This window comes from Pseudomonas sp. YA1, assembly GCF_058680555.1.
Window position 1 is genome coordinate 108,476 of the sequence record NZ_JBZWBG010000020.1, and the last position, 18,347, is coordinate 126,822.

Annotated in this window: 19 protein-coding genes; 9 read left to right on the forward strand and 10 right to left on the reverse strand. The window is 67.8% G+C overall.

The annotated features are described in order from the left end of the window. Positions 1 to 74 precede the first annotated feature (74 nt). From oxyR to AC4OR5_RS25205, 3 genes are all read left to right on the forward strand, one after another. Positions 75 to 1,007, forward strand: a complete 933-nt coding sequence (gene oxyR, locus AC4OR5_RS25195) for an oxidative stress transcriptional regulator OxyR (RefSeq protein ID WP_003096622.1) — start codon at positions 75 to 77, stop codon at positions 1,005 to 1,007. Then, entirely contained in the window at positions 1,004 to 3,079 is a 2,076-nt protein-coding gene (gene recG / locus AC4OR5_RS25200; RefSeq protein ID WP_003096624.1) for an ATP-dependent DNA helicase RecG, read from the forward strand. The genes oxyR and recG overlap by 4 nt, the downstream gene beginning before the upstream one ends. A gap of 89 nt (positions 3,080 to 3,168) precedes the next feature. Next, positions 3,169 to 4,578 (forward strand): aminoacyl-tRNA deacylase and HDOD domain-containing protein, encoded by a 1,410-nt coding sequence (locus AC4OR5_RS25205; protein WP_003136268.1) that lies wholly within the window; start codon positions 3,169 to 3,171, stop codon positions 4,576 to 4,578. Positions 4,579 to 4,649: 71 nt separating this feature from the next. Here AC4OR5_RS25205 and AC4OR5_RS25210 read toward each other — a convergent pair whose 3' ends face one another. The 9 genes from AC4OR5_RS25210 to glcD all read right to left on the reverse strand — a co-directional run bounded on the left by AC4OR5_RS25210 (position 4,650) and on the right by glcD (position 11,730). Next, a complete protein-coding gene (locus tag AC4OR5_RS25210) occupies positions 4,650 to 5,042 on the reverse strand; it encodes a hypothetical protein (protein WP_003096629.1) in 393 nt (130 codons plus the stop codon). A gap of 135 nt (positions 5,043 to 5,177) precedes the next feature. Beyond that, complete coding sequence (locus AC4OR5_RS25215; RefSeq protein WP_003096630.1) at positions 5,178 to 5,450, reverse strand: HU family DNA-binding protein; 273 nt, start codon at positions 5,448 to 5,450, stop codon at positions 5,178 to 5,180. A 201-nt stretch (positions 5,451 to 5,651) separates the two neighbouring features. Further along, a complete protein-coding gene (gene alkT, locus AC4OR5_RS25220; RefSeq protein WP_003114369.1) occupies positions 5,652 to 6,806 on the reverse strand; it encodes a rubredoxin-NAD(+) reductase AlkT in 1,155 nt (384 codons plus the stop codon). Positions 6,807 to 6,857: 51 nt separating this feature from the next. Next, positions 6,858 to 7,025 (reverse strand): rubredoxin, encoded by a 168-nt coding sequence (locus AC4OR5_RS25225; protein ID WP_003098329.1) that lies wholly within the window; start codon positions 7,023 to 7,025, stop codon positions 6,858 to 6,860. Between the two features lie 183 nt (positions 7,026 to 7,208). After that, complete coding sequence (locus AC4OR5_RS25230; protein ID WP_003098330.1) at positions 7,209 to 7,376, reverse strand: rubredoxin; 168 nt, start codon at positions 7,374 to 7,376, stop codon at positions 7,209 to 7,211. Between the two features lie 133 nt (positions 7,377 to 7,509). After that, positions 7,510 to 7,911, reverse strand: coding sequence for a heme-binding protein (locus AC4OR5_RS25235; RefSeq protein ID WP_003096637.1), 402 nt, complete (start codon positions 7,909 to 7,911; stop codon positions 7,510 to 7,512). 4 nt (positions 7,912 to 7,915) lie between these two features. Then, complete coding sequence (glcF, locus tag AC4OR5_RS25240; RefSeq protein WP_031636879.1) at positions 7,916 to 9,142, reverse strand: glycolate oxidase subunit GlcF; 1,227 nt, start codon at positions 9,140 to 9,142, stop codon at positions 7,916 to 7,918. Positions 9,143 to 9,151: 9 nt separating this feature from the next. Beyond that, positions 9,152 to 10,231, reverse strand: coding sequence for a glycolate oxidase subunit GlcE (gene glcE, locus AC4OR5_RS25245; protein ID WP_033872947.1), 1,080 nt, complete (start codon positions 10,229 to 10,231; stop codon positions 9,152 to 9,154). After that, positions 10,231 to 11,730, reverse strand: a complete 1,500-nt coding sequence (gene glcD, locus AC4OR5_RS25250) for a glycolate oxidase subunit GlcD (protein WP_003114372.1) — start codon at positions 11,728 to 11,730, stop codon at positions 10,231 to 10,233. Before glcD ends, glcE begins: the two co-directional genes overlap by 1 nt. Positions 11,731 to 11,935: 205 nt before the next feature. On the opposite strand from glcD, the gene glcC reads away from it, so the two are divergent. The 3 genes from glcC to ubiA all read left to right on the forward strand — a co-directional run bounded on the left by glcC (position 11,936) and on the right by ubiA (position 14,224). Then, on the forward strand, positions 11,936 to 12,691 hold the full coding sequence (gene glcC, locus AC4OR5_RS25255; protein ID WP_003096643.1) for a transcriptional regulator GlcC: 756 nt from the start codon (positions 11,936 to 11,938) through the stop codon (positions 12,689 to 12,691). A gap of 79 nt (positions 12,692 to 12,770) precedes the next feature. Further along, entirely contained in the window at positions 12,771 to 13,307 is a 537-nt protein-coding gene (locus AC4OR5_RS25260) for a chorismate lyase (RefSeq protein WP_058160285.1), read from the forward strand. A 26-nt stretch (positions 13,308 to 13,333) separates the two neighbouring features. Next, positions 13,334 to 14,224 (forward strand): 4-hydroxybenzoate octaprenyltransferase, encoded by an 891-nt coding sequence (gene ubiA, locus AC4OR5_RS25265; RefSeq protein WP_003096650.1) that lies wholly within the window; start codon positions 13,334 to 13,336, stop codon positions 14,222 to 14,224. A 23-nt stretch (positions 14,225 to 14,247) separates the two neighbouring features. Here the strand turns inward: ubiA and AC4OR5_RS25270 are convergent, their stop codons facing one another. After that, positions 14,248 to 14,631 (reverse strand): COG4315 family predicted lipoprotein, encoded by a 384-nt coding sequence (locus AC4OR5_RS25270; RefSeq protein WP_003096652.1) that lies wholly within the window; start codon positions 14,629 to 14,631, stop codon positions 14,248 to 14,250. Positions 14,632 to 14,807: 176 nt separating this feature from the next. On the opposite strand from AC4OR5_RS25270, the gene phoB reads away from it, so the two are divergent. From phoB to AC4OR5_RS25285, 3 genes are all read left to right on the forward strand, one after another. Beyond that, a complete protein-coding gene (gene phoB, locus AC4OR5_RS25275) occupies positions 14,808 to 15,497 on the forward strand; it encodes a phosphate regulon transcriptional regulator PhoB (protein WP_003096653.1) in 690 nt (229 codons plus the stop codon). Between the two features lie 72 nt (positions 15,498 to 15,569). Further along, a complete protein-coding gene (gene phoR, locus AC4OR5_RS25280; RefSeq protein WP_003121316.1) occupies positions 15,570 to 16,901 on the forward strand; it encodes a phosphate regulon sensor histidine kinase PhoR in 1,332 nt (443 codons plus the stop codon). A 102-nt stretch (positions 16,902 to 17,003) separates the two neighbouring features. Further along, positions 17,004 to 18,344 (forward strand): hemolysin family protein, encoded by a 1,341-nt coding sequence (locus AC4OR5_RS25285; protein ID WP_003096655.1) that lies wholly within the window; start codon positions 17,004 to 17,006, stop codon positions 18,342 to 18,344. Positions 18,345 to 18,347: the final 3 nt, after the last annotated feature.

Consider the following 18,347-nt stretch of genomic DNA (forward strand, 5'->3'; position numbering starts at 1 on the left):
CCGATCATGCCCCCGGAGGTTGGTTCGCGGCGGTGCAGCCGCTATGCTTGGCCGATCTTAACGGATGAGCAGCCATGACCCTCACCGAACTGCGCTACATCGTCACCCTCGCCCAGGAACAACACTTCGGCCGCGCCGCCGAGCGTTGCCACGTCAGCCAACCGACCCTCTCGGTCGGCGTGAAGAAGCTCGAGGACGAGCTGGGGGTGCTGATCTTCGAGCGCAGCAAGAGCGCCGTGCGCCTGACGCCAGTGGGCGAAGGCATCGTCGCCCAGGCGCAGAAGGTCCTCGAACAGGCCCAGGGCATCCGCGAGCTGGCCCAGGCCGGCAAGAACCAGTTGGCCGCGCCGCTGAAGGTCGGCGCCATCTACACCATCGGTCCCTACCTGTTCCCGCACCTGATTCCCCAGCTGCACCGGGTCGCGCCGCAGATGCCGCTGTACATCGAGGAGAACTTCACCCATATCCTCCGCGACAAGCTGCGCACCGGCGAACTCGACGCGATCATCATCGCCCTGCCGTTCCAGGAAGCCGACGTCCTGACCAAGCCGCTGTTCGACGAGCCTTTCTATGTGCTGATGCCGGCCGACCACCCCTGGACCGCCAAGGCCAGCATCGATTCCGAGCTGCTCAACGACAAGAGCCTGCTCCTGCTCGGCGAAGGCCACTGCTTCCGCGACCAGGTGCTGGAAGCCTGCCCGACCGTGCGCAAGGGCGACGAGAACAAGCACACCACGGTGGAGTCCTCGTCGCTGGAGACCATCCGCCACATGGTCGCCTCCGGACTGGGCGTCTCGGTGCTGCCGTTCTCCGCGGTGGACAGCCACCACTACGCCCCGGGCGTTATCGAAGTGCGCCCGTTCAGCGCTCCGGTGCCGTTCCGTACCGTTGCCATCGCCTGGCGCGCCAGCTTCCCGCGTCCACGCGCCATCGAAGTGCTGGCCGACTCGATCCGCCTGTGCTCGGTGGCCCGCCCGCAAACCCAGGAACAACCGCAAATCGCATGACCGAGCTGTCCAGGGTCCCGGTCACCGCGCTAAAGGGCGTAGGCGCCGCGCTGGCGGAGAAGCTCGCTCGGGTAGGCCTGGAAACCCTGCAGGACATCCTGTTCCACCTGCCCCTGCGCTACCAGGACCGTACCCGCGTCACCGCCATCGGCGCACTGCGGCCAGGGGCCGACGCGGTGGTCGAGGGCGTGGTGGCCGGCGCCGACGTGGTGATGGGGCGCCGCCGCAGCCTGCTGGTGCGCCTACAGGACGGCAGCGGCACCCTGAGCCTGCGCTTCTACCATTTCAGCCAGGCGCAGAAGGACGGCCTCAAGCGCGGCACCCACCTGCGCTGCTACGGCGAAGTCCGGCCGGGTGCATCGGGCCTGGAGATCTACCATCCGGAATACCGCGCGCTGAACGGCGACGAACCGATTCCGGTGGAGCAGACCCTGACGCCGATCTACCCGACTACCGAAGGACTCACCCAGCAGCGCCTGCGCCAGTTGAGCCAACAGGCCCTGGCCATGCTCGGTCCCAGCAGCCTGCCCGACTGGCTACCGGCGGAACTGGCCCGCGATTACCAACTTGGCCCGCTCGACCAGGCGATCCGCTACCTGCACCGGCCGCCGCCGGATGCCGACATCGAGGAACTGGCCGAAGGCCGGCACTGGGCGCAGTTGCGCCTGGCCTTCGAAGAACTGCTGACCCACCAGTTATCCCTGCAGCGCCTGCGCGAAGCCGTGCGTTCGCAGGCAGCGCCGCGCTTGCCGGCGGCCAGCCGCTTGCCGAAACGCTTCCTTGCCAACCTCGGCTTCCAGCCAACCGGCGCGCAACGCCGGGTCGGCGCGGAGATCGCCTACGACCTGGCCCAGGACGAACCGATGCTGCGCCTGGTGCAAGGCGACGTCGGCGCCGGCAAGACCGTGGTCGCCGCCCTCGCCGCCCTGCAAGCCATAGAGGCCGGCTACCAGGTGGCGCTGATGGCGCCGACCGAGATCCTCGCCGAGCAGCATTTCCTCAACTTCAGCAAGTGGCTCCAGCCGCTGGACATCGAAGTCGCCTGGCTGGCCGGCAAGCTCAAGGGCAAGGCCCGCGCGGCGGCACTGGAACGCATCGGCGACGGCGCGCCGATGGTGGTCGGCACCCACGCGCTGTTCCAGGATGAAGTGAAATTCAAGCGCCTTGCACTGGCGATCATCGACGAACAGCACCGCTTCGGCGTGCAGCAGCGCCTAGCCCTGCGCCAGAAGGGCGTGGACGGCAGGCTCTGCCCGCACCAGTTGATCATGACCGCCACGCCGATCCCGCGGACCCTGGCGATGAGCGCCTATGCCGACCTCGACACCTCGATCCTCGACGAGCTGCCGCCCGGGCGTACCCCGGTGAATACCGTGCTGGTGGCCGACAGCCGCCGTATCGAGGTGATCGAGCGAGTCCGCGCGGCTTGCCGCGAAGGGCGCCAGGCCTACTGGGTGTGTACCCTGATCGAAGAGTCCGAGGAGCTTACCTGCCAGGCCGCCGAGACCACCTACGAAGAGCTTTCCTCGGCGCTGGGCGAACTGCGTGTCGGCCTGATCCACGGGCGCATGAAGCCGGCGGACAAGGCCGTGGTGATGGAGGCCTTCAAGGAAGGCATGTTGCAACTGCTGGTGGCGACCACGGTGATCGAGGTCGGCGTCGACGTGCCCAACGCCAGCCTGATGATCATCGAGAACCCCGAGCGCCTTGGCCTGGCCCAACTGCACCAGCTACGCGGCCGGGTTGGCCGGGGCAGCGCCGCCAGCCACTGCGTGCTGCTCTACCACCCACCGCTGTCGCAGATCGGCCGCGAGCGGCTGGGCATCATGCGCGAAACCAGCGACGGCTTCGTCATCGCCGAGAAGGACCTGGAATTGCGCGGCCCCGGCGAAATGCTCGGCACCCGCCAGACCGGCCTGCTGCAATTCAAGGTCGCCGACCTGATGCGCGACGCAGACCTGCTGCCGGCGGTCCGCGATGCCGCCCAATCCCTCCTGGCGCACTGGCCGCAGCATGTCAGCCCGCTGCTCGAACGGTGGTTGCGCCACGGCCAGCAATACGGTCAAGTGTGATCTATTTCGCTCTCGCTGACCGGCGTAGGTCTCAGTCTTGAAGCAGCTCTGGTTATACTGAGGGAAAATCCAGCTCGCATGGTCTCGTCATGACAGAAGCCGCCCTGGCCTCCGCCGATGCTCCTCACGCCCCCCAGGTCATCCTCCAGCTGCTCGCCAAGCTAGGCATCGCCTGCCGCGAGGTCAGCGACAGCGCGGAGCTGCCTGCCGCCCGCCGGGTCCAGGCGGTGCTGCTGGACGACGCCGTCGGCACCCTGCTGGTGCTGTTCCCGCAGAGCCAGTTGCTGGACCTCGCCCGGCTCACCGAACTGACCGGCCGCAAGCTGCTGGCGATCGAGCCCGAGCGCCTGGAACGAATGCTCGGCAAGCACGAGCTGCACCGCCTGCCGGCGTTGCCGCCCCTGACCAGTTCGCCCTGCCTGTACGACGAGCGCCTGTTGCAGGAACCGCGCCTGCTGATCGAGTCCGGCCAGCCCGGCATCCTCCTGGAGATCGCCAGCAACGACTTCCGCGGCCTGCTGGGCAAGGCCAGCGCCGCGCGCTTCGGCGAACCGCTGGAAAACATCAACCTGAACCTTGACCGCCCGGACGACGACCGCGCGGAAATCAGCCAGGCCGTGCAGGCCTTCACCGCCCGGCGCATCCAGCAGCGCCTGGAGCAGACCATCGAGATTCCACCGCTGCCGCAGACGGCGCAGAAGATCATCAAGCTGCGGGTCGACCCCAACGCCAGCGTCGACGACATCACCGGCCTGGTGGAAACCGATCCGGCGCTCGCCGCCCAGGTGGTCAGTTGGGCGGCCTCGCCCTACTACGCCGCGCCGGGCAAGATCCGCTCGGTGGAAGACGCGATCGTCCGCGTCCTCGGTTTCGACCTGGTGATCAACCTGGCCCTCGGACTCGCCCTGGGCAAGAGCCTGAGCCTGCCCAAGGACCAGCCGCAGCAGGCCACGCCCTACTGGCAGCAGGCGATCTACACCGCCGCGGTGATCGAGGGCCTGACCCGCGCCATGCCGCGCGAACTGCGCCCGGAGTCCGGCCTGAGCTACCTGGGCGGCCTGCTGCACAATTTCGGCTACCTGGTCCTGGCGCATGTCTTCCCGCCGCATTTCTCGCTGATCTGCCGGCACCTGGAGGTCAACCCGCACCTCGGCCATGCCTATATCGAACAGCACCTGCTGGGGATCACCCGCGAGCAGATCGGCGCCTGGCTGATGCGCGTCTGGGACATGCCTGACGACCTCTATTGCGCCCTGCGCTTCCAGCAGGACCCCAGCTACACCGGGCCGAACGCGGTCTACGCCAACCTGATCTGCCTGACCAACCGGTTGCTGCGCAACAGCGGCATCGGCGATGGCCCGCAGCAAGCGATTCCGGCGGCATTGTACGAGCGCCTGGGGATCACCCCGGAGAAGGCCGGGGACGCCGTGAAAAAGGTACTGGAAGCGGAAGCGGCCCTGCGCGAACTGGCGGCCCAGTTCAATCGCTTGCCGGGGTGACCGGGTAGTCCGCTGCGAAACGCACTACCGAAAGGCTGCGGCCGCAGCCCGAATGAGATCGAAAGCCGCCCTCAGGCGGCTTTCTTCTCCGGCGCCTTCTTCTTCGGCTTGAGGTACTTCACCAGACCCTGGAACCAGATCACCAGCGCCGGATTGCCCTGTATCTGGATGTCCTTGTTCTGGATGCCCTGCATGAAGGCCAACTGCGGGTTCTTCGAAGTCATCGCGGCGAAACCGTAGGCTCCGTCCTTGAACCCCAGGGAAAATGCCGGTTGCGGATGGGTACCGCGCTTGCTGCTGACGCGCAGGTCCCTGACCAGGTAGTGGCGCGCCACCTTGCCATCGAGGGTATGCAACTGGAACACCAGGTCCTTGCCCTCGAGCTGCTTCTGGAAAGCGGGATTGTCGCGGCTGGCCTTGGCCATCAGGCGACCAAGCATCCACAGGAGAAGACGAAATTTCATGCACGCGCCTCGATATCCGGGGAGATGAGCGGCGCATTGTAGCTGTTCGCGAGGAGGACTACAGCTGTCCTTTCGATGAGCGCGGAAGCGTCTTCGACGAAGCCCGGAGCCGCTCTGACTCCGGGCTCTCGGCGGTCAGTTGACCGCGTCGCGCAGGGCCTTGCCCGGCTTGAAGGCGACGGTGTTGCTGGCCTTGATCTTCACCGGCTGGCCGGTCTGCGGGTTCTTCCCCGTGCGGGCTCCGCGATGGCGTTGCAGGAAGGTGCCGAAACCGACCAGGGTCACGCTGTCCTTGCGGTTCAGCGCGCCGGTGATTTCATCCAACAGGGCGTTGAGAACGCGATTGGCCTGTTCCTTGGTGAGATCGGCCTTTTCGGCGATAGCGGCGGCTAGTTCTGGTTTACGCATAGTTGCCTCTTTGACGGTTTGTTGTTTTTGTGTCCGTGCTGTCTTCCCAGCAGCGCTCAAAGGCACCGCAGTCCACCGGAACCATAGGCTCTAGACTGCGGTAGACGCGATGGAGGATGGCATGCTCCCGAGGACTGCGCCAGTATCGTCCGACAATTTTGCCGCAAGTCTCGACGGCATAACGGCCGGAACCAATGGCATTCAAGCCATGAGGCCGGGTAACTCTTTGTTCAGGGCCAATTTTTCGTTCACCGCCGCTCCGGTCAGGGCGTAACCGATCACTCGACCAGCGGTATCCCGGCACAGGACCTTGAGGTCCGTTCCAGAGCCTTCCACTAGCCATTGGCCATCCATTCCGCGCGGCGGCGGCGACACCACCAGCGGGCAGGCCGGGGTCTTCACCGTCACCGGCATGGGACCGTAGGCCACCTGGCTGGGGTTGCCGGCGAGGGTCTGCGCCAGCGCGCGTGCGCAGGCCATCAGCGGCATCACATAGAGCAGGTTGAGGCCGTCCACTTCGGCGCAGTCGCCCAGCGCGTAGATGTTGGCGTGGGAGGTGCGCAGCGAGCGATCGACGACGATCCCGCGGTTGACCGCCAGCCCGGCGGCGAAGGCCAGTTCGGTGCGCGGACGCAGGCCGACGGCGGAGACCACCAGGTCGCAGGGAATCACCTCGCCATCCGAAAGATGCGCTTCCAGCCCCTCGCCGGCCTTCTTCAGGCTGGCCAGCACCGGCCCCAGGTGGAAGCGCACGCCGAGGCCTTCCAGGCCGGCCTGCACGGCCTTTGCCGCGGCCGGGTGGAGCAGGCCCGGCATGACCTGCTCGCAAGGCGCCACCACGTCGAGCTGGTAGCCGCCGCTGGAGAGGTCGTTGGCGAATTCGCAACCGATCAGCCCCGCACCGAGCAGCAGTACCCGGCGCTTGCCGGCAGCCGCCTGGCGGAAGCGCGCGTAGTCTTCCAGATCGTTGATCGGGTAGAGCGCGTCCTGGGCATCGCCCTCGACCGGCACCCGGATCGGCTCCGCACCCCAGGCCAGGACCAGGTCGCGATAACGCACCTCTTCCTCGCCGATCCAGATCCGCTGATGGCCCGGATCGATACCGGTGACCCGGGTATGGGTCAGGATGCGCGCGTTCAGTTGCTCGGCCATGGCGCCCGGTTCGGCCATGGCCAGGCCGTCGGCGTCCTTGTTCTTCGAGAAGCCGGTGGAGAGCATCGGCTTGGAATAGGAACGGCCGTCGTCGGCGGTGATCATCAGCAGCGGCGTCTCGCCGTCCAGCTTGCGCCACTCGCGGGCCAGGTTGTAGCCCGCCAGGCCGGTTCCGATGATTACCAGGGGCGCACGCTCGCTCATTTCCGTTCCTCTGTGATTGCCGGCGCCGGGCGCCGCTTCTGTGGATTTCGCTCAGGCGATCTCGATCATCTCGAAATCGATCTTGCCGACACCGCAGTCCGGGCAGACCCAGTCCGCCGGGATGTCCTCCCAACGGGTTCCCGCCGGAATGCCTTCTTCGGGCAGGCCCAGGGCTTCGTCGTAGATGAAGCCGCAGACCACGCATTGCCACTTGCGCATAGCCACCCTCCTCGTTCGTCGAACCTAGCTCAGCGTCGGTGGCCGGCCAACGGCAAGGCTGCCGGGCGTTCCCGGCAGGACAGTCAATGACCGGACCCAAGCCCCAAGGATAACCCCTGGACGGCCGCTGGCCAGGCATGAAAAAAGGCGGCCAGGGCCGCCTTCTTCGCCGGCGAGCGGGGCTCAGCCGATTTCGATCATCTCGAAGTCCAGCTTGCCGACGCCGCAGTCGGGGCACAGCCAGTCTTCAGGCACGTCTTCCCAGCGCGTTCCCGCCTCGATGCCTTCTTCCGGCCAGCCTTTGGCCTCGTCATAGATCAGTCCACACACCACGCATTGCCACTTCTTCATTGTTTACCTCGGGCGGGTTACCACGGTTCAGCGCCGGCAACCTATAACAAATCCACCCTGTCCGCCAACCTGCCCGAAAGGCAAGGTGGTGCCGAACGGGCCAACCAAAGATGGGTGGTGCCCACCGGTCGCCTCACAGCCCCTCGGCTCCGATCCGCGCCACCTGGGCGTCCTCTTCGGCGCGTACGCCGGAAACCCCGACCGCGCCGACCACCTGTCCGTCCACCAGGATCGGCACGCCGCCCTCCAGGGTGGCCTGCAGCAGCGGCACCGAGAGGAAGGCACTGCGTCCGCCGTTGATCATATCCTCGTAGCGCTTCGTTTCCCGGCGCCCGAGAGCGGCGCTGCGGGCCTTTTCCGTCGCGATGTAGGCACCGATCGGCGCGCAGCCGTCGAGGCGCTCCAGCGCCAGCGGGTGGCCGCCGTCGTCGACCACCGCGATGCTCACCGCCCAGCCTTGGCGCTGTGCCTCCTCGCGGGCCGCGCCAAGGACGCGGGCGACCTCCTCGCGGCCGAGTACCGGCTTGCTGTGCATGGTTTCACTCTCCTCCGGGCAAGGCCTGGTCGAGCAGCTCGATCCAGTGGCGTACCGGGGTCCGTCCGGCCCCGTCGAGATGGGCCTGGCAACCGACGTTGGCCGTGGCGATGACATCCGGCGCGCCGCTTTCCAGGGCGTCCAGGCGGTTGTCGCGCAGACGCCGGGACAGCGCCGGCTGGGTCAGCGAGTAGGTGCCGGCGGACCCGCAGCAGAGATGACCGTCGGCCACCTCGGTGAGATGGAAGCCCAGTCGCCGCAGCACCGCCTCCACGGCCCCGCCCAGTCGTTGCGCGTGCTGCAGTGTGCATGGGCAGTGGAATGCCAGGCGCTGGTCGCAGCGCAGGCCGAGGGACTCCAGCGGCTCGTCGCGAAGCACTTCCACCAGGTCGCGGGCAGCGGCGGCGACCTCGCGCGCCTTGTCCGCGTACCGTGGGTCGTCGCGCAGCAGGTAGGCGTAGTCCTTGACGAAGGCGCCGCAGCCGCTGGCGGTCTGCACGATGGCCTCGGCACCCTCGTGCAGCAACGGCCACCAGGCGTCGATATTGCGCCGCGCGCGCTGGCGGCCGCGCTCCTGCGCATCCAGGTGGAAATCCAGCGCGCCGCAGCAGCCGGCCGCGGCCGCCGGCGTCACGCTGATTCCCAGGCGGTCCAGAACCCGCGCGGCGGCGGCGTTGGTATTCGGCGACAGCGCCGGCTGCACGCAACCTTCGAGCAGCAGCACGCGCCGCGCATGCCGGGGCTGCGGCCGCCTGCCCGGCGCCGCGACCCGACGTGGCAGCTTGCCCTGCATCGCCTCAGGCAGCAGAGGCCTCAGCCGCCCGGCAGCGCCGGCCAGCACGCCGAACAACCCCGGGCGCGGGGCCAGCAGGCGCAGCCCGTCGCGCAGCAGGCGTTGCCGGAAGCCGCGCGGCAGGCGTTCGGCGAGGAGGTCGCGGCCGATATCCAGCAGCTTGTGGTACTCGACTCCGGACGGGCAGGTGGTTTCGCAGTTGCGGCAGCTCAGGCAGCGATCGAGGTGCAGGCGGGTGCGCTCGCTGGCCTCGTCGCGCTCGAGGAACTGCTTGATCAGGTAGATCCGTCCGCGCGGGCCGTCGAGTTCGTCGCCCAGCTCCTGGTAGGTCGGGCAGGTGGCGTTGCAGAAACCGCAGTGCACGCAGCTGCGCAGGATGCGCTCGGCTTCGGCGGCCTCGGCGCGTTGCCGGGCGGAATCGCAGAGGTTGGTTTGCATCGCGCCTCCTCAGAGTTCGGCGTACATCCGCCCGGGATTGAAGATGCCCTGCGGGTCGAGCTGGCGTTTGAGTGCCCGGTGCAGGCCGAGCAGTCCAGGCGGTAGCGGCTGGAACGGCGCATCGAGATGGCCGGCGCGGTAGCAGGTGGCGTGGCCGCCATGGGCGGCGGTCCACGCGCGGATGTCCGCGGCCGGCGCGTCGCTCTTCAGCCAGCGCAGCGCCCCGCCCCAGTCCAGCAACTGACGACCGGGCAACGGCGTCTCCGGCGCCAGCGCCGGCAGCGACAGGCGCCAGAGCGGTCGCGGGTCGTCGAAGAACGGCAGGCGCTGCTCGCGCAGGTCGGCCCAGAAGCCGTCATCGAGCGCTTCGCCACCGAGGCGGTCGCGTGCCGAGCGTACCGAGCCCTCGCCGCCCTCCAGGCGCAGGCGCAGTGCTTCGCCGTCGTGGCAGGCCGCACTGATCGGCAATGGCTGGCCTCCCCACTCGGCCAGCTTGCGCAACGCCATCGCCACCGGCAGGTCCAGGCTCAGGCCGGCCTGGCAGCGCGGCATGGGCAGCACCTTGAAGGACACTTCGGTGACCACCCCGAGGCAACCGAAGCTGCCCGCCAGCAACCGCGACAGGTCGTAGCCGGCGACGTTCTTCATCACCTCGCCGCCGAAGCGCAGGTGGGTGCCCAGGCCACTGATCAGCCGCGTGCCGAGGACGAAATCGCGCACCGCTCCCGCCCAGGGCCGGCGCGGTCCGGACAGGCCGCTGGCGAGCACCCCGCCGACCGTCGCCCGGCCGCCGAAACCCGGCGCCTCGCAGGCAAGCATCTGCCCGCCGCGCGCCAGCACGGCCTGTAGCTCGTCCAGCGGCGTACCGGCACGGGCGGTGATCACCAGTTCGCAGGGATCGTAGGCGACGATCCCGCGGTGTTCGGCGAGCGCCAGCGGTTCGCCCGCGACCGGCCTGCCGAGGAACGCCTTGCTATCGCCGCCGACGATGCGCAGCGGCGCGCGCCGCGCCAGGGCGTCGCGGACCCGCTCGAGCAGCGCGCCGGCATGGTCGGCGCCAGCGTCCGGATCGAAATACGGCTGGCTCATCAGAAACGCTCCAGTTCGGGGAACGGCAGTCGACCGTGGTGGACGTGCATGGCGCCGAACTCGGCGCAGCGATGCAGGGTGGGCACGTTCTTGCCGGGATTGAGCAGCCCGGCCGGGTCGAACGCCGCCTTCACGGCGTGGAACAGGGTCAGCTCGTCGGCATTGAACTGAGCGCACATCTGGTTGATCTTCTCGCGGCCGACGCCATGTTCGCCGGTGATGCTGCCGCCTACCGCCACGCACAACTCGAGGATCCTGCCGCCCAGCGCTTCGGCGCGCTCCAGCTCGCCCGCCAGGTTGGCGTCGAAGAGGATCAGCGGGTGCATGTTGCCGTCGCCGGCGTGGAATACGTTGGCCACCCGCAGGCCGTATTCGCGCGAAAGCTCGGCGATGCCATGCAGCACCCGCGGCAGCTCGCGGCGCGGGATGCTGCCGTCCATGCAGTAGTAATCGGGGGAAATCCGCCCGACCGCCGGAAACGCATTCTTGCGCCCGGCCCAGAAGCGCTGGCGCTCGGCCTCGTCTTGGGCCTGTCGCACCGAGGTAGCGCCGGCCGCCTCGAACAGCTCGCGAACCCGCTCGCAATCCTCGTGCACGTCGGCTTCCACACCGTCCAGTTCGCAGAGCAGGATCGCCGCCGCATCGACCGGATAGCCGGCATGGATGAAGTCCTCGGCGGCGCGGATCGACAGGTTGTCCATCATTTCCAGCCCGGCCGGGACGATGCCGGCGCCGATCAGGTCGGCCACCGCCCGCCCCGCGCTTTCCACATCGTCGAAGCTGGCCAGCAGGACCTTCGCCACCGGCGGGCGCGGCAACAGCCTGACGGTGACCTCCACCACCACGCCGAGCAGCCCTTCGGAGCCGGTGAACAGCGCCAGCAGGTCGAAGCCGGCGCTGTCCAGGGCGCTGGACCCCAGGCTCAGGCGCTCGCCTTCCAGGGTCACGATGTCCACCTGCAACAGGTTGTGCACGGTCAGGCCGTACTTCAGGCAATGCACGCCGCCGGCGTTCTCCGCGACATTGCCGCCGATGGAGCAGGCGATCTGCGAGGACGGGTCCGGTGCGTAGTACAGACCATGAGGGGCAGCGGCCTGGGAGATCGCCAGGTTGCGCACGCCAGGCTGGACCCGGGCGAAACGACCCAGCGGATCGATCTCGAGGATCCGCCGGAAACGCGCCATCACCAGCAGCACGCCGTTCTCCAGCGGCAGCGCGCCGCCGGACAGGCCGGTGCCGGCACCGCGCGCCACGACCGGTACCTTCAGCCGATGGCAGAGCGCGAGCAGGCCCTGAACCTGTTCGATGCGTTCCGGCAATGCCACCAGCAACGGCGTACAGCGATACGCCGAGAGTCCGTCGCACTCGTAGGGACGCAGGTCTTCCGCCGCGTGCAGCAGTTCGAGGTCGGGCAGGCGGAGGCGCAACTCGGCCAGCAGGCCATCCTTGTCCACCTGCGGCAGCGGACCGTCCAGACGCTCGTCGTAGAGGATGTTCATGGCGGCTGTCCTTGTTGTGGTTGTCGGCGGGATCAGCAAGCGTCCACAGCCTGTACCGCGCGGACGGCCGGGGTCCAGCAGGCGTCGAACTGGTCCTACCAGTATCGCCAGACGCCATGAACATGAGGCGCATGCTAAAAAGCCCGTGAGCTTCTATAGTGAATAACGACAGCCAACTGGTCCTACCAGTGCAACGGGAGCTTCCATGCAGAAACAGCGGGTGGCCGACCAGGTCGCCGAGCGTATCGAGCGGCTGATCGTCGACGGCGTGCTCAAGGTCGGCCAGGCACTGCCGTCCGAGCGGCGCCTGGTGGCCAAGCTCGGCTGCTCGCGCTCGGCCCTGCGCGAGGGCCTGCGGGCGCTGCGCGGGCGCGGCATCATCGATACCGAGCATGGCCGTGGGTCGTTCGTCGCCGATCTCGACCGCAACGCCGACGCCAGCCCGCTGATGCACCTGTTCGGCTCCCAGCCGCGCACCCTCTACGACCTGCTCGAAGTCCGCGCCCTGCTGGAGGGCGAGGCGGCCCGCCTGGCAGCGCTACGCGGCACCGAGGCAGACTTCGTCCTGCTCGCCCGGCGCTACGAAGAGATGCTCGCCAGCCACGAGGAAACCCAGCCGATCGATCCCCGCGAGCACGCCCGCCGCGACCACGCGTTCCACCGGGCGATCAGCGAGGCATCGCACAATCCGGTGCTGGTGCATACCCTGCAATCGCTCAACGAACTGCTGCTGAGCACGGTGTTCGCCTCGGTGAACAACCTCTATCACCGGCCGCCGCAGAAACGCCAGATCGACCGCCAGCACGCGCGCCTCTACGCGGCCCTCCGCGAGCGCCAGCCGGACCAGGCGCAACGGGCGGCGCGTGAACATATCCACAGCATCCGCGACAACCTGCGGGAGATCGAGCAGGAAGAACAGCGCCTGGTCCGCGCCACCCTGCGTCTGAACGGCTGGGGGTGACGCGCCACCGCGTCGCAGACCGGCCGCCGACCGAACGTGCTACCCTCGCCGCCTTCTGCCGCCGTCTCGTAGTCCCGTCATGCCCAGCAATGCGCTCTGGCTTCGCGCCGACCAACTGTCCAGCGTCTCCCCCACCGTCCTCGACTGGCTGTTCGACGAAGGGTCGCTGACCCGGCGCCTGACCGCCCTGGCCGACGGCGCGTTCCGCGTCGAACCCCTGCTGGAAGGCTGGCAGACCCTGCGCGACGACGAATGCCAGGGGCTCGACGTCCCTCCCGGCAGTAGCGGCTGGGTCCGCGAGGTCTACCTGCATGGCCACGACCGTCCCTGGGTGTTCGCCCGCAGCGTGGCGGCGCGCAGCGCCCTGGAAGGCTCGGGCTTCGACCTGGCGCTGCTCGGCACCCGCTCGCTGGGCGAGTTGCTGTTCAGCGACAGCGCCTTCGAGCGCGGGCCCATCGAAGTCTGCCGCTATCCGGCGGCCGGTCTGCCCGCCGAGGTCCGCGCCGAGGGTCTCTGGGGCCGTCGCTCACGGTTTTCCCGCGGCGCGCTCGGGGTGCTGGTGGCGGAGGTGTACCTACCGCGCCTGTGGGACCAGGCGGAAATCGCCGACGTATAATCCCCCGGTCGACTCCGGAGGTCCCCATGTTCGTCACCCTGATCAAGCCGCTGGCCCGCCTGCACCCCCGCGCCTGGGACTTCGTCCAACTGGTGCGGCTGGACCGGCCGATCGGCATCTACCTGCTGCTCTGGCCGACCCTCTGGTCGCTGTGGATCGCCGCGGACGGCGTGCCGGAACTGAAGAACCTGCTGATCTTCGTCCTCGGCGTCATCCTGATGCGCGCCGCCGGCTGCGTGATCAACGATTTCGCCGACCGCAATTTCGACGGCCACGTCGCACGCACCAAGGCGCGCCCGCTGGCCACCGGCAAGATCAGCGTGCGCGAGGCCTGGATCACCTTCGCCGTCCTGGTCGCGCTGAGCTTCGGCCTGGTCCTGCTGACCAACGCAACGACCGTCTGGCTGTCGTTCGGCGCGGTAGCCGTGGCCTCGCTCTACCCCTTCATGAAGCGCTACACCTACTATCCGCAGGTGGTGCTGGGCGCCGCCTATTCCTGGGGCATCCTGATGGCCTTCACCGCCGAGCGCGGTGAACTGCCGGCCAGCGCCTGGCTGCTGTTCCTGGCCAACGTGCTGTGGACGGTCGCCTACGACTCCTACTACGCGATGACCGACCGCGAGGACGACCTGAAGATCGGCATCAAGTCCACCGCAATCCTCTTCGGCGATGCCGACCGCCTGATCATCGGCAGCCTGCAGGGCCTGACCCTGCTCCTGCTGGCGCTGGCCGGCAACCGCTTCGAACTGGGCCTGTGCTTCTACCTCGGCCTGGCGGTGGCGGCGGCCTGCTTCGTCTGGGAAGCCTGGTCGACCCGCGACCGCGACCCGCAGGCCTGCTTCCGCGCCTTCCTGCACAACCACTGGGCTGGCCTGGCGATCTTCCTCGGCACGGTCGCCGACTACGCGCTGCGTTGAGCGACGCGCAGGCCGGCGACCGTCTAGTCCATGTCCGGCTGGGCGACGTGCCAGGCGCCCATCTTGCCGTCACCGTTCTTGTCGCCAGGCTTCTTGTCCTGGATGAAGGTATAAAGGGGCTTGCCGTAGTAGGCCCACTGCTGGGTGCCGTCCTCGCGAGCGACCAGGCTCCAGTCGCCGCTGGCCTGCGCTCCCTGGGCCGCTGCCAGCGGCGGCCAGTTCTTCGCGCACTGCCCGGAACAGGCGGATTGCCCTTCGCTGTCCTTGTCGTAGGTATAGAGCGTCATGCCCTTGCCATCGACCAGCACGCCGTCCTTTTCGGTGGCCGGCGCCACCGTTTCCTGGGCCAGCGCGGCGAACGCCGGCAGGGCCAGCGCCAGACCCAGCGCCAGGTGGATTCTGTTCATCGCGTCTCTCTCCTGTGTCTTCAGGTGGAGCGTTCGCCGCCCGCAGGGACGGCACCGGAACCTGTTGAGCATAGCCCCGCCGCGGGCAGTCGGCGGAAACTACGCCGTTGTGTCACATACCTGACACAATTTCGTTATCTAATGCGGCGCAAGACAGATCGACCCGAGGCAAGACCATGGTTGGCAAGACAATCCTCATCGTTGATGACGAAGCACCGATTCGCGAGATGATCGCCGTGGCCCTGGAGATGGCCGGCTACGAGTGCCTGGAGGCGGAAAATACCCAGCAGGCGCACGCGGTGATCGTCGACCGCAAGCCGGACCTGATCCTGCTCGACTGGATGCTCCCCGGCACTTCCGGCATCGAACTGGCGCGGCGCCTGAAGCGCGACGAACTGACCGTCGACATCCCGATCATCATGCTCACCGCCAAGGGCGAGGAGGACAACAAGATCCAGGGCCTGGAGGTCGGTGCCGACGACTACATCACCAAGCCGTTCTCGCCCCGCGAGCTGGTCGCCCGCCTGAAGGCCGTGCTGCGCCGCACCGGGCCTGGCGACAGCGAGGCGCCGATCGAGGTTGGCGGCCTGCTGCTGGACCCGATCAGCCACCGCGTGACCATCGACGGCAAGCCGGCCGAGATGGGCCCCACCGAGTACCGCCTGCTGCAGTTCTTCATGACTCACCAGGAACGCGCCTATACCCGCGGCCAACTGCTCGACCAGGTCTGGGGCGGCAACGTCTATGTCGAGGAGCGCACCGTCGACGTGCATATCCGCCGCCTGCGCAAGGCGCTCGGCGAGGTCTACGAAAATCTGGTTCAGACTGTCCGCGGGACCGGCTATCGTTTCTCCACCAAGAGCTGACCCCGCTCCCGGCCGCCCAGCGGCCGGAGTCGTTTCCCCTGGACGGTCCGTGACGGACCGCCACTGGACAGGATGCAATCCGTCGTGAACCAAGACTGGCGTGGAGCGCTGATCCGCCACCTGCTTCTCGTGCTGGCCGCCAGCCTCGTGCTCGGCGTGGTCAGCGGCCATTACGGCTGGGCCCTGGCCCTCGGCCTGGCTCTCTACCTCGGCTGGACCCTCTGGCAGCTACTGCGTCTGCACCAGTGGCTGCGCAACCACCAGCCAGACGAGCCACCGCCGGACAGCTACGGCCTCTGGGGCGAAGTCTTCGACAATATCTACCACCTGCAACGCCGCAACCAGCGCGCCCGTGGCCGCCTGCAGGCGGTGATCGACCGGATCCAGGAGTCCACCGCGGCCCTGCGTGACGCGGTGATCATGCTCGACAGCGACGGCAACCTGGAATGGTGGAACCTCGCCGCGGAAAACCTGCTCGGCCTGAAGACCCCGCAGGACGGTGGCCAGCCGGTGAGCAACCTGATCCGCCATCCGCGCTTCAAGGAATACTTCGACCAGGAGGATTACCGCGAGCCGCTGGAAATCCCCTCGCCGATCAACGAGCGCCTGCGCCTGCAATTCCACATCACCCTCTACGGCAACCGCGAGCACCTGATGCTGGTCCGCGACGTCACCCGCGTCCACCAGCTGGAGCAGATGCGCAAGGACTTCGTGGCCAACGTCTCCCACGAGCTGCGTACGCCGCTGACGGTGATCGCCGGCTACCTGGAGACCCTCCTCGACAACGTCGAGGATGTGAACCCGCGCTGGCTGCGCGCCCTGCAGCAGATGCAGCAGCAGGCCGGACGCATGCAGAACCTGCTCAACGACCTGCTCCTGCTGGCCAAGCTGGAGGCCACCGACTACCCCGGCGACAACAAGCCGGTGGCGGTGGACGCTCTCCTCGCCAGCATCCGTAACGACGCCCAGGCCCTGTCCGCCGGGCGCAACCACCGCATCAGCCTGGACGCCGCACCCGCTGTGCAGCTCAAGGGCAGCGAGGCGGAACTGCGCAGCGCCTTCTCCAACCTGGTATTCAACGCGGTGAAGTACACCCCCGACGAAGGCGAGATCCGCATCCGCTGGTGGGCCGACGAACAGGGCGCGCACCTGTCGGTGCAGGACACCGGTATCGGCGTCGACCCCAAGCACCTGCCGCGCCTGACCGAGCGCTTCTACCGGGTGGACTCCAGCCGCGCCTCCAACACCGGCGGCACCGGCCTCGGCCTGGCCATCGTCAAGCACGTGCTGATCCGCCACCGCGCGCGCCTGGAAATCAGCAGCGTGCCCGGCAAGGGCAGCACCTTCACCTGCCATTTCGCCCCGGCGCAGGTCGCCGAGGCCGAGCGCAAGGCGCCGAAGTGAGCCTCGTCGCGGTGCCGCGCCGCCGGCGTCGGCACGGCCAAGGCTTGCAAGCGACGACACAGCCCCTCATTCTTAAGGGCCTTTTGGCTACCGCACACCCCCATGGACCCTTCTCCTAGTACCAGCATCGCCACCTATTTCGCCGATGCCGGCCTGATCCTCTTCGCGCTTTTCCTCGTCCTACTCAATGGCTTCTTCGTCGCCGCCGAGTTCGCCATGGTCAAGCTCCGCGCCACCCGCGTGGAAACCATCGCCAAGCAGCACGGCTGGCGCGGCGCCATCCTGCGCAAGGTTCACAACCAGCTGGACGCCTACCTGTCCGCCTGCCAGCTGGGCATCACCCTGGCCTCCCTGGGCCTGGGCTGGGTCGGCGAGCCGGCCTTCGCCGAACTCCTGGAACCGCTGCTGGCGATGATCGGCGTGCATTCCGACGAACTGATCCGCGGTATCTCCTTCTTCACCGCGTTCTTCATCATTTCCTACCTGCACATCGTGGTCGGCGAGCTGGCGCCCAAGTCCTGGGCGATCCGCAAGCCGGAACTGCTGTCGCTGTGGACGGCGGTGCCGCTGTACCTCTTCTACTGGCTGATGTACCCGGCGATCTGGCTGCTCAACGCCAGCGCCAACGCCATCCTCAAGATCGCCGGCCAGGGCGAGCCCGGCCCGCACCACGAGCATCACTACAGCCGCGACGAACTGAAGCTGATCCTCCACTCCAGCCGCGCCCAGGACCCCAGCGACCAGGGCATGCGCGTGCTGGCCTCGGCGGTGGAGCTGGGCGAACTGGAGGTGGTCGACTGGGCCAACTCCCGCGAAGACCTGGTCTACCTCGAGCACGACGCGCCGCTGGCGGACATCCTCGCGGTGATCCGCCGCCACAAGTACAGCCGCTACCCGGTCTGGGACAGCCACAAGGGCGAGTTCATCGGCCTGCTGCACATCAAGGACCTGCTGCTGGCGCTGTCCGCCCTGGACAGCCTGCCGGAGACCTTCGACCTCGACGAACTGGTGCGCCCGCTGGAGATCGTCACCAAGCACACCCCGCTGTCGCGCCTGCTGGAGCAGTTCCGCAAGGGCGGCGCGCACTTCGCCGTGGTGGAAGAGGCCGATCACAAGGTGGTCGGCTTCCTGACCATGGAGGACGTGCTGGAAGTGCTGGTCGGCGACATCCAGGACGAGCACCGCAAGACCGAGCGCGGCATCCTCGCCTACCAGCCGGGCAAGCTGCTGGTGCGCGGCGACACACCGCTGTTCAAGCTCGAGCGCCTGCTCGGCATCGACCTCGATCATGTCGAGGCGGACACTCTCGCCGGGCTGGTCTACGACACCCTGAAGCGGGTGCCGGAGGAAGAGGAAGTCCTCGACACCGAGGGCCTGCGGATCATCGTGAAGAAGATGCGCGGTCCGAAGATCGTCCTGGCCAAGGTGGTCAAGCTCGACTGAGAC

Coding starts and splice junctions, on each gene's coding strand:
- AC4OR5_RS25230 (WP_003098330.1), bottom strand. CDS start 7,376: ATGAAGAAGTGGCAATGCGTGGTGTGTGGACTGATCTATGACGAGGCC.
- oxyR (WP_003096622.1), top strand. CDS start 75: ATGACCCTCACCGAACTGCGCTACATCGTCACCCTCGCCCAGGAACAA.
- ubiA (WP_003096650.1), top strand. CDS start 13,334: ATGTTCGTCACCCTGATCAAGCCGCTGGCCCGCCTGCACCCCCGCGCC.
- recG (WP_003096624.1), top strand. CDS start 1,004: ATGACCGAGCTGTCCAGGGTCCCGGTCACCGCGCTAAAGGGCGTAGGC.
- glcD (WP_003114372.1), bottom strand. CDS start 11,730: ATGAACATCCTCTACGACGAGCGTCTGGACGGTCCGCTGCCGCAGGTG.
- AC4OR5_RS25270 (WP_003096652.1), bottom strand. CDS start 14,631: ATGAACAGAATCCACCTGGCGCTGGGTCTGGCGCTGGCCCTGCCGGCG.
- AC4OR5_RS25260 (WP_058160285.1), top strand. CDS start 12,771: ATGCCCAGCAATGCGCTCTGGCTTCGCGCCGACCAACTGTCCAGCGTC.
- AC4OR5_RS25215 (WP_003096630.1), bottom strand. CDS start 5,450: ATGCGTAAACCAGAACTAGCCGCCGCTATCGCCGAAAAGGCCGATCTC.
- glcF (WP_031636879.1), bottom strand. CDS start 9,142: ATGCAAACCAACCTCTGCGATTCCGCCCGGCAACGCGCCGAGGCCGCC.
- alkT (WP_003114369.1), bottom strand. CDS start 6,806: ATGAGCGAGCGTGCGCCCCTGGTAATCATCGGAACCGGCCTGGCGGGC.
- phoB (WP_003096653.1), top strand. CDS start 14,808: ATGGTTGGCAAGACAATCCTCATCGTTGATGACGAAGCACCGATTCGC.
- glcC (WP_003096643.1), top strand. CDS start 11,936: ATGCAGAAACAGCGGGTGGCCGACCAGGTCGCCGAGCGTATCGAGCGG.
- glcE (WP_033872947.1), bottom strand. CDS start 10,231: ATGAGCCAGCCGTATTTCGATCCGGACGCTGGCGCCGACCATGCCGGC.
- AC4OR5_RS25205 (WP_003136268.1), top strand. CDS start 3,169: ATGACAGAAGCCGCCCTGGCCTCCGCCGATGCTCCTCACGCCCCCCAG.
- AC4OR5_RS25210 (WP_003096629.1), bottom strand. CDS start 5,042: ATGAAATTTCGTCTTCTCCTGTGGATGCTTGGTCGCCTGATGGCCAAG.
- AC4OR5_RS25285 (WP_003096655.1), top strand. CDS start 17,004: ATGGACCCTTCTCCTAGTACCAGCATCGCCACCTATTTCGCCGATGCC.
- AC4OR5_RS25225 (WP_003098329.1), bottom strand. CDS start 7,025: ATGCGCAAGTGGCAATGCGTGGTCTGCGGCTTCATCTACGACGAAGCC.
- AC4OR5_RS25235 (WP_003096637.1), bottom strand. CDS start 7,911: ATGCACAGCAAGCCGGTACTCGGCCGCGAGGAGGTCGCCCGCGTCCTT.
- phoR (WP_003121316.1), top strand. CDS start 15,570: ATGCAATCCGTCGTGAACCAAGACTGGCGTGGAGCGCTGATCCGCCAC.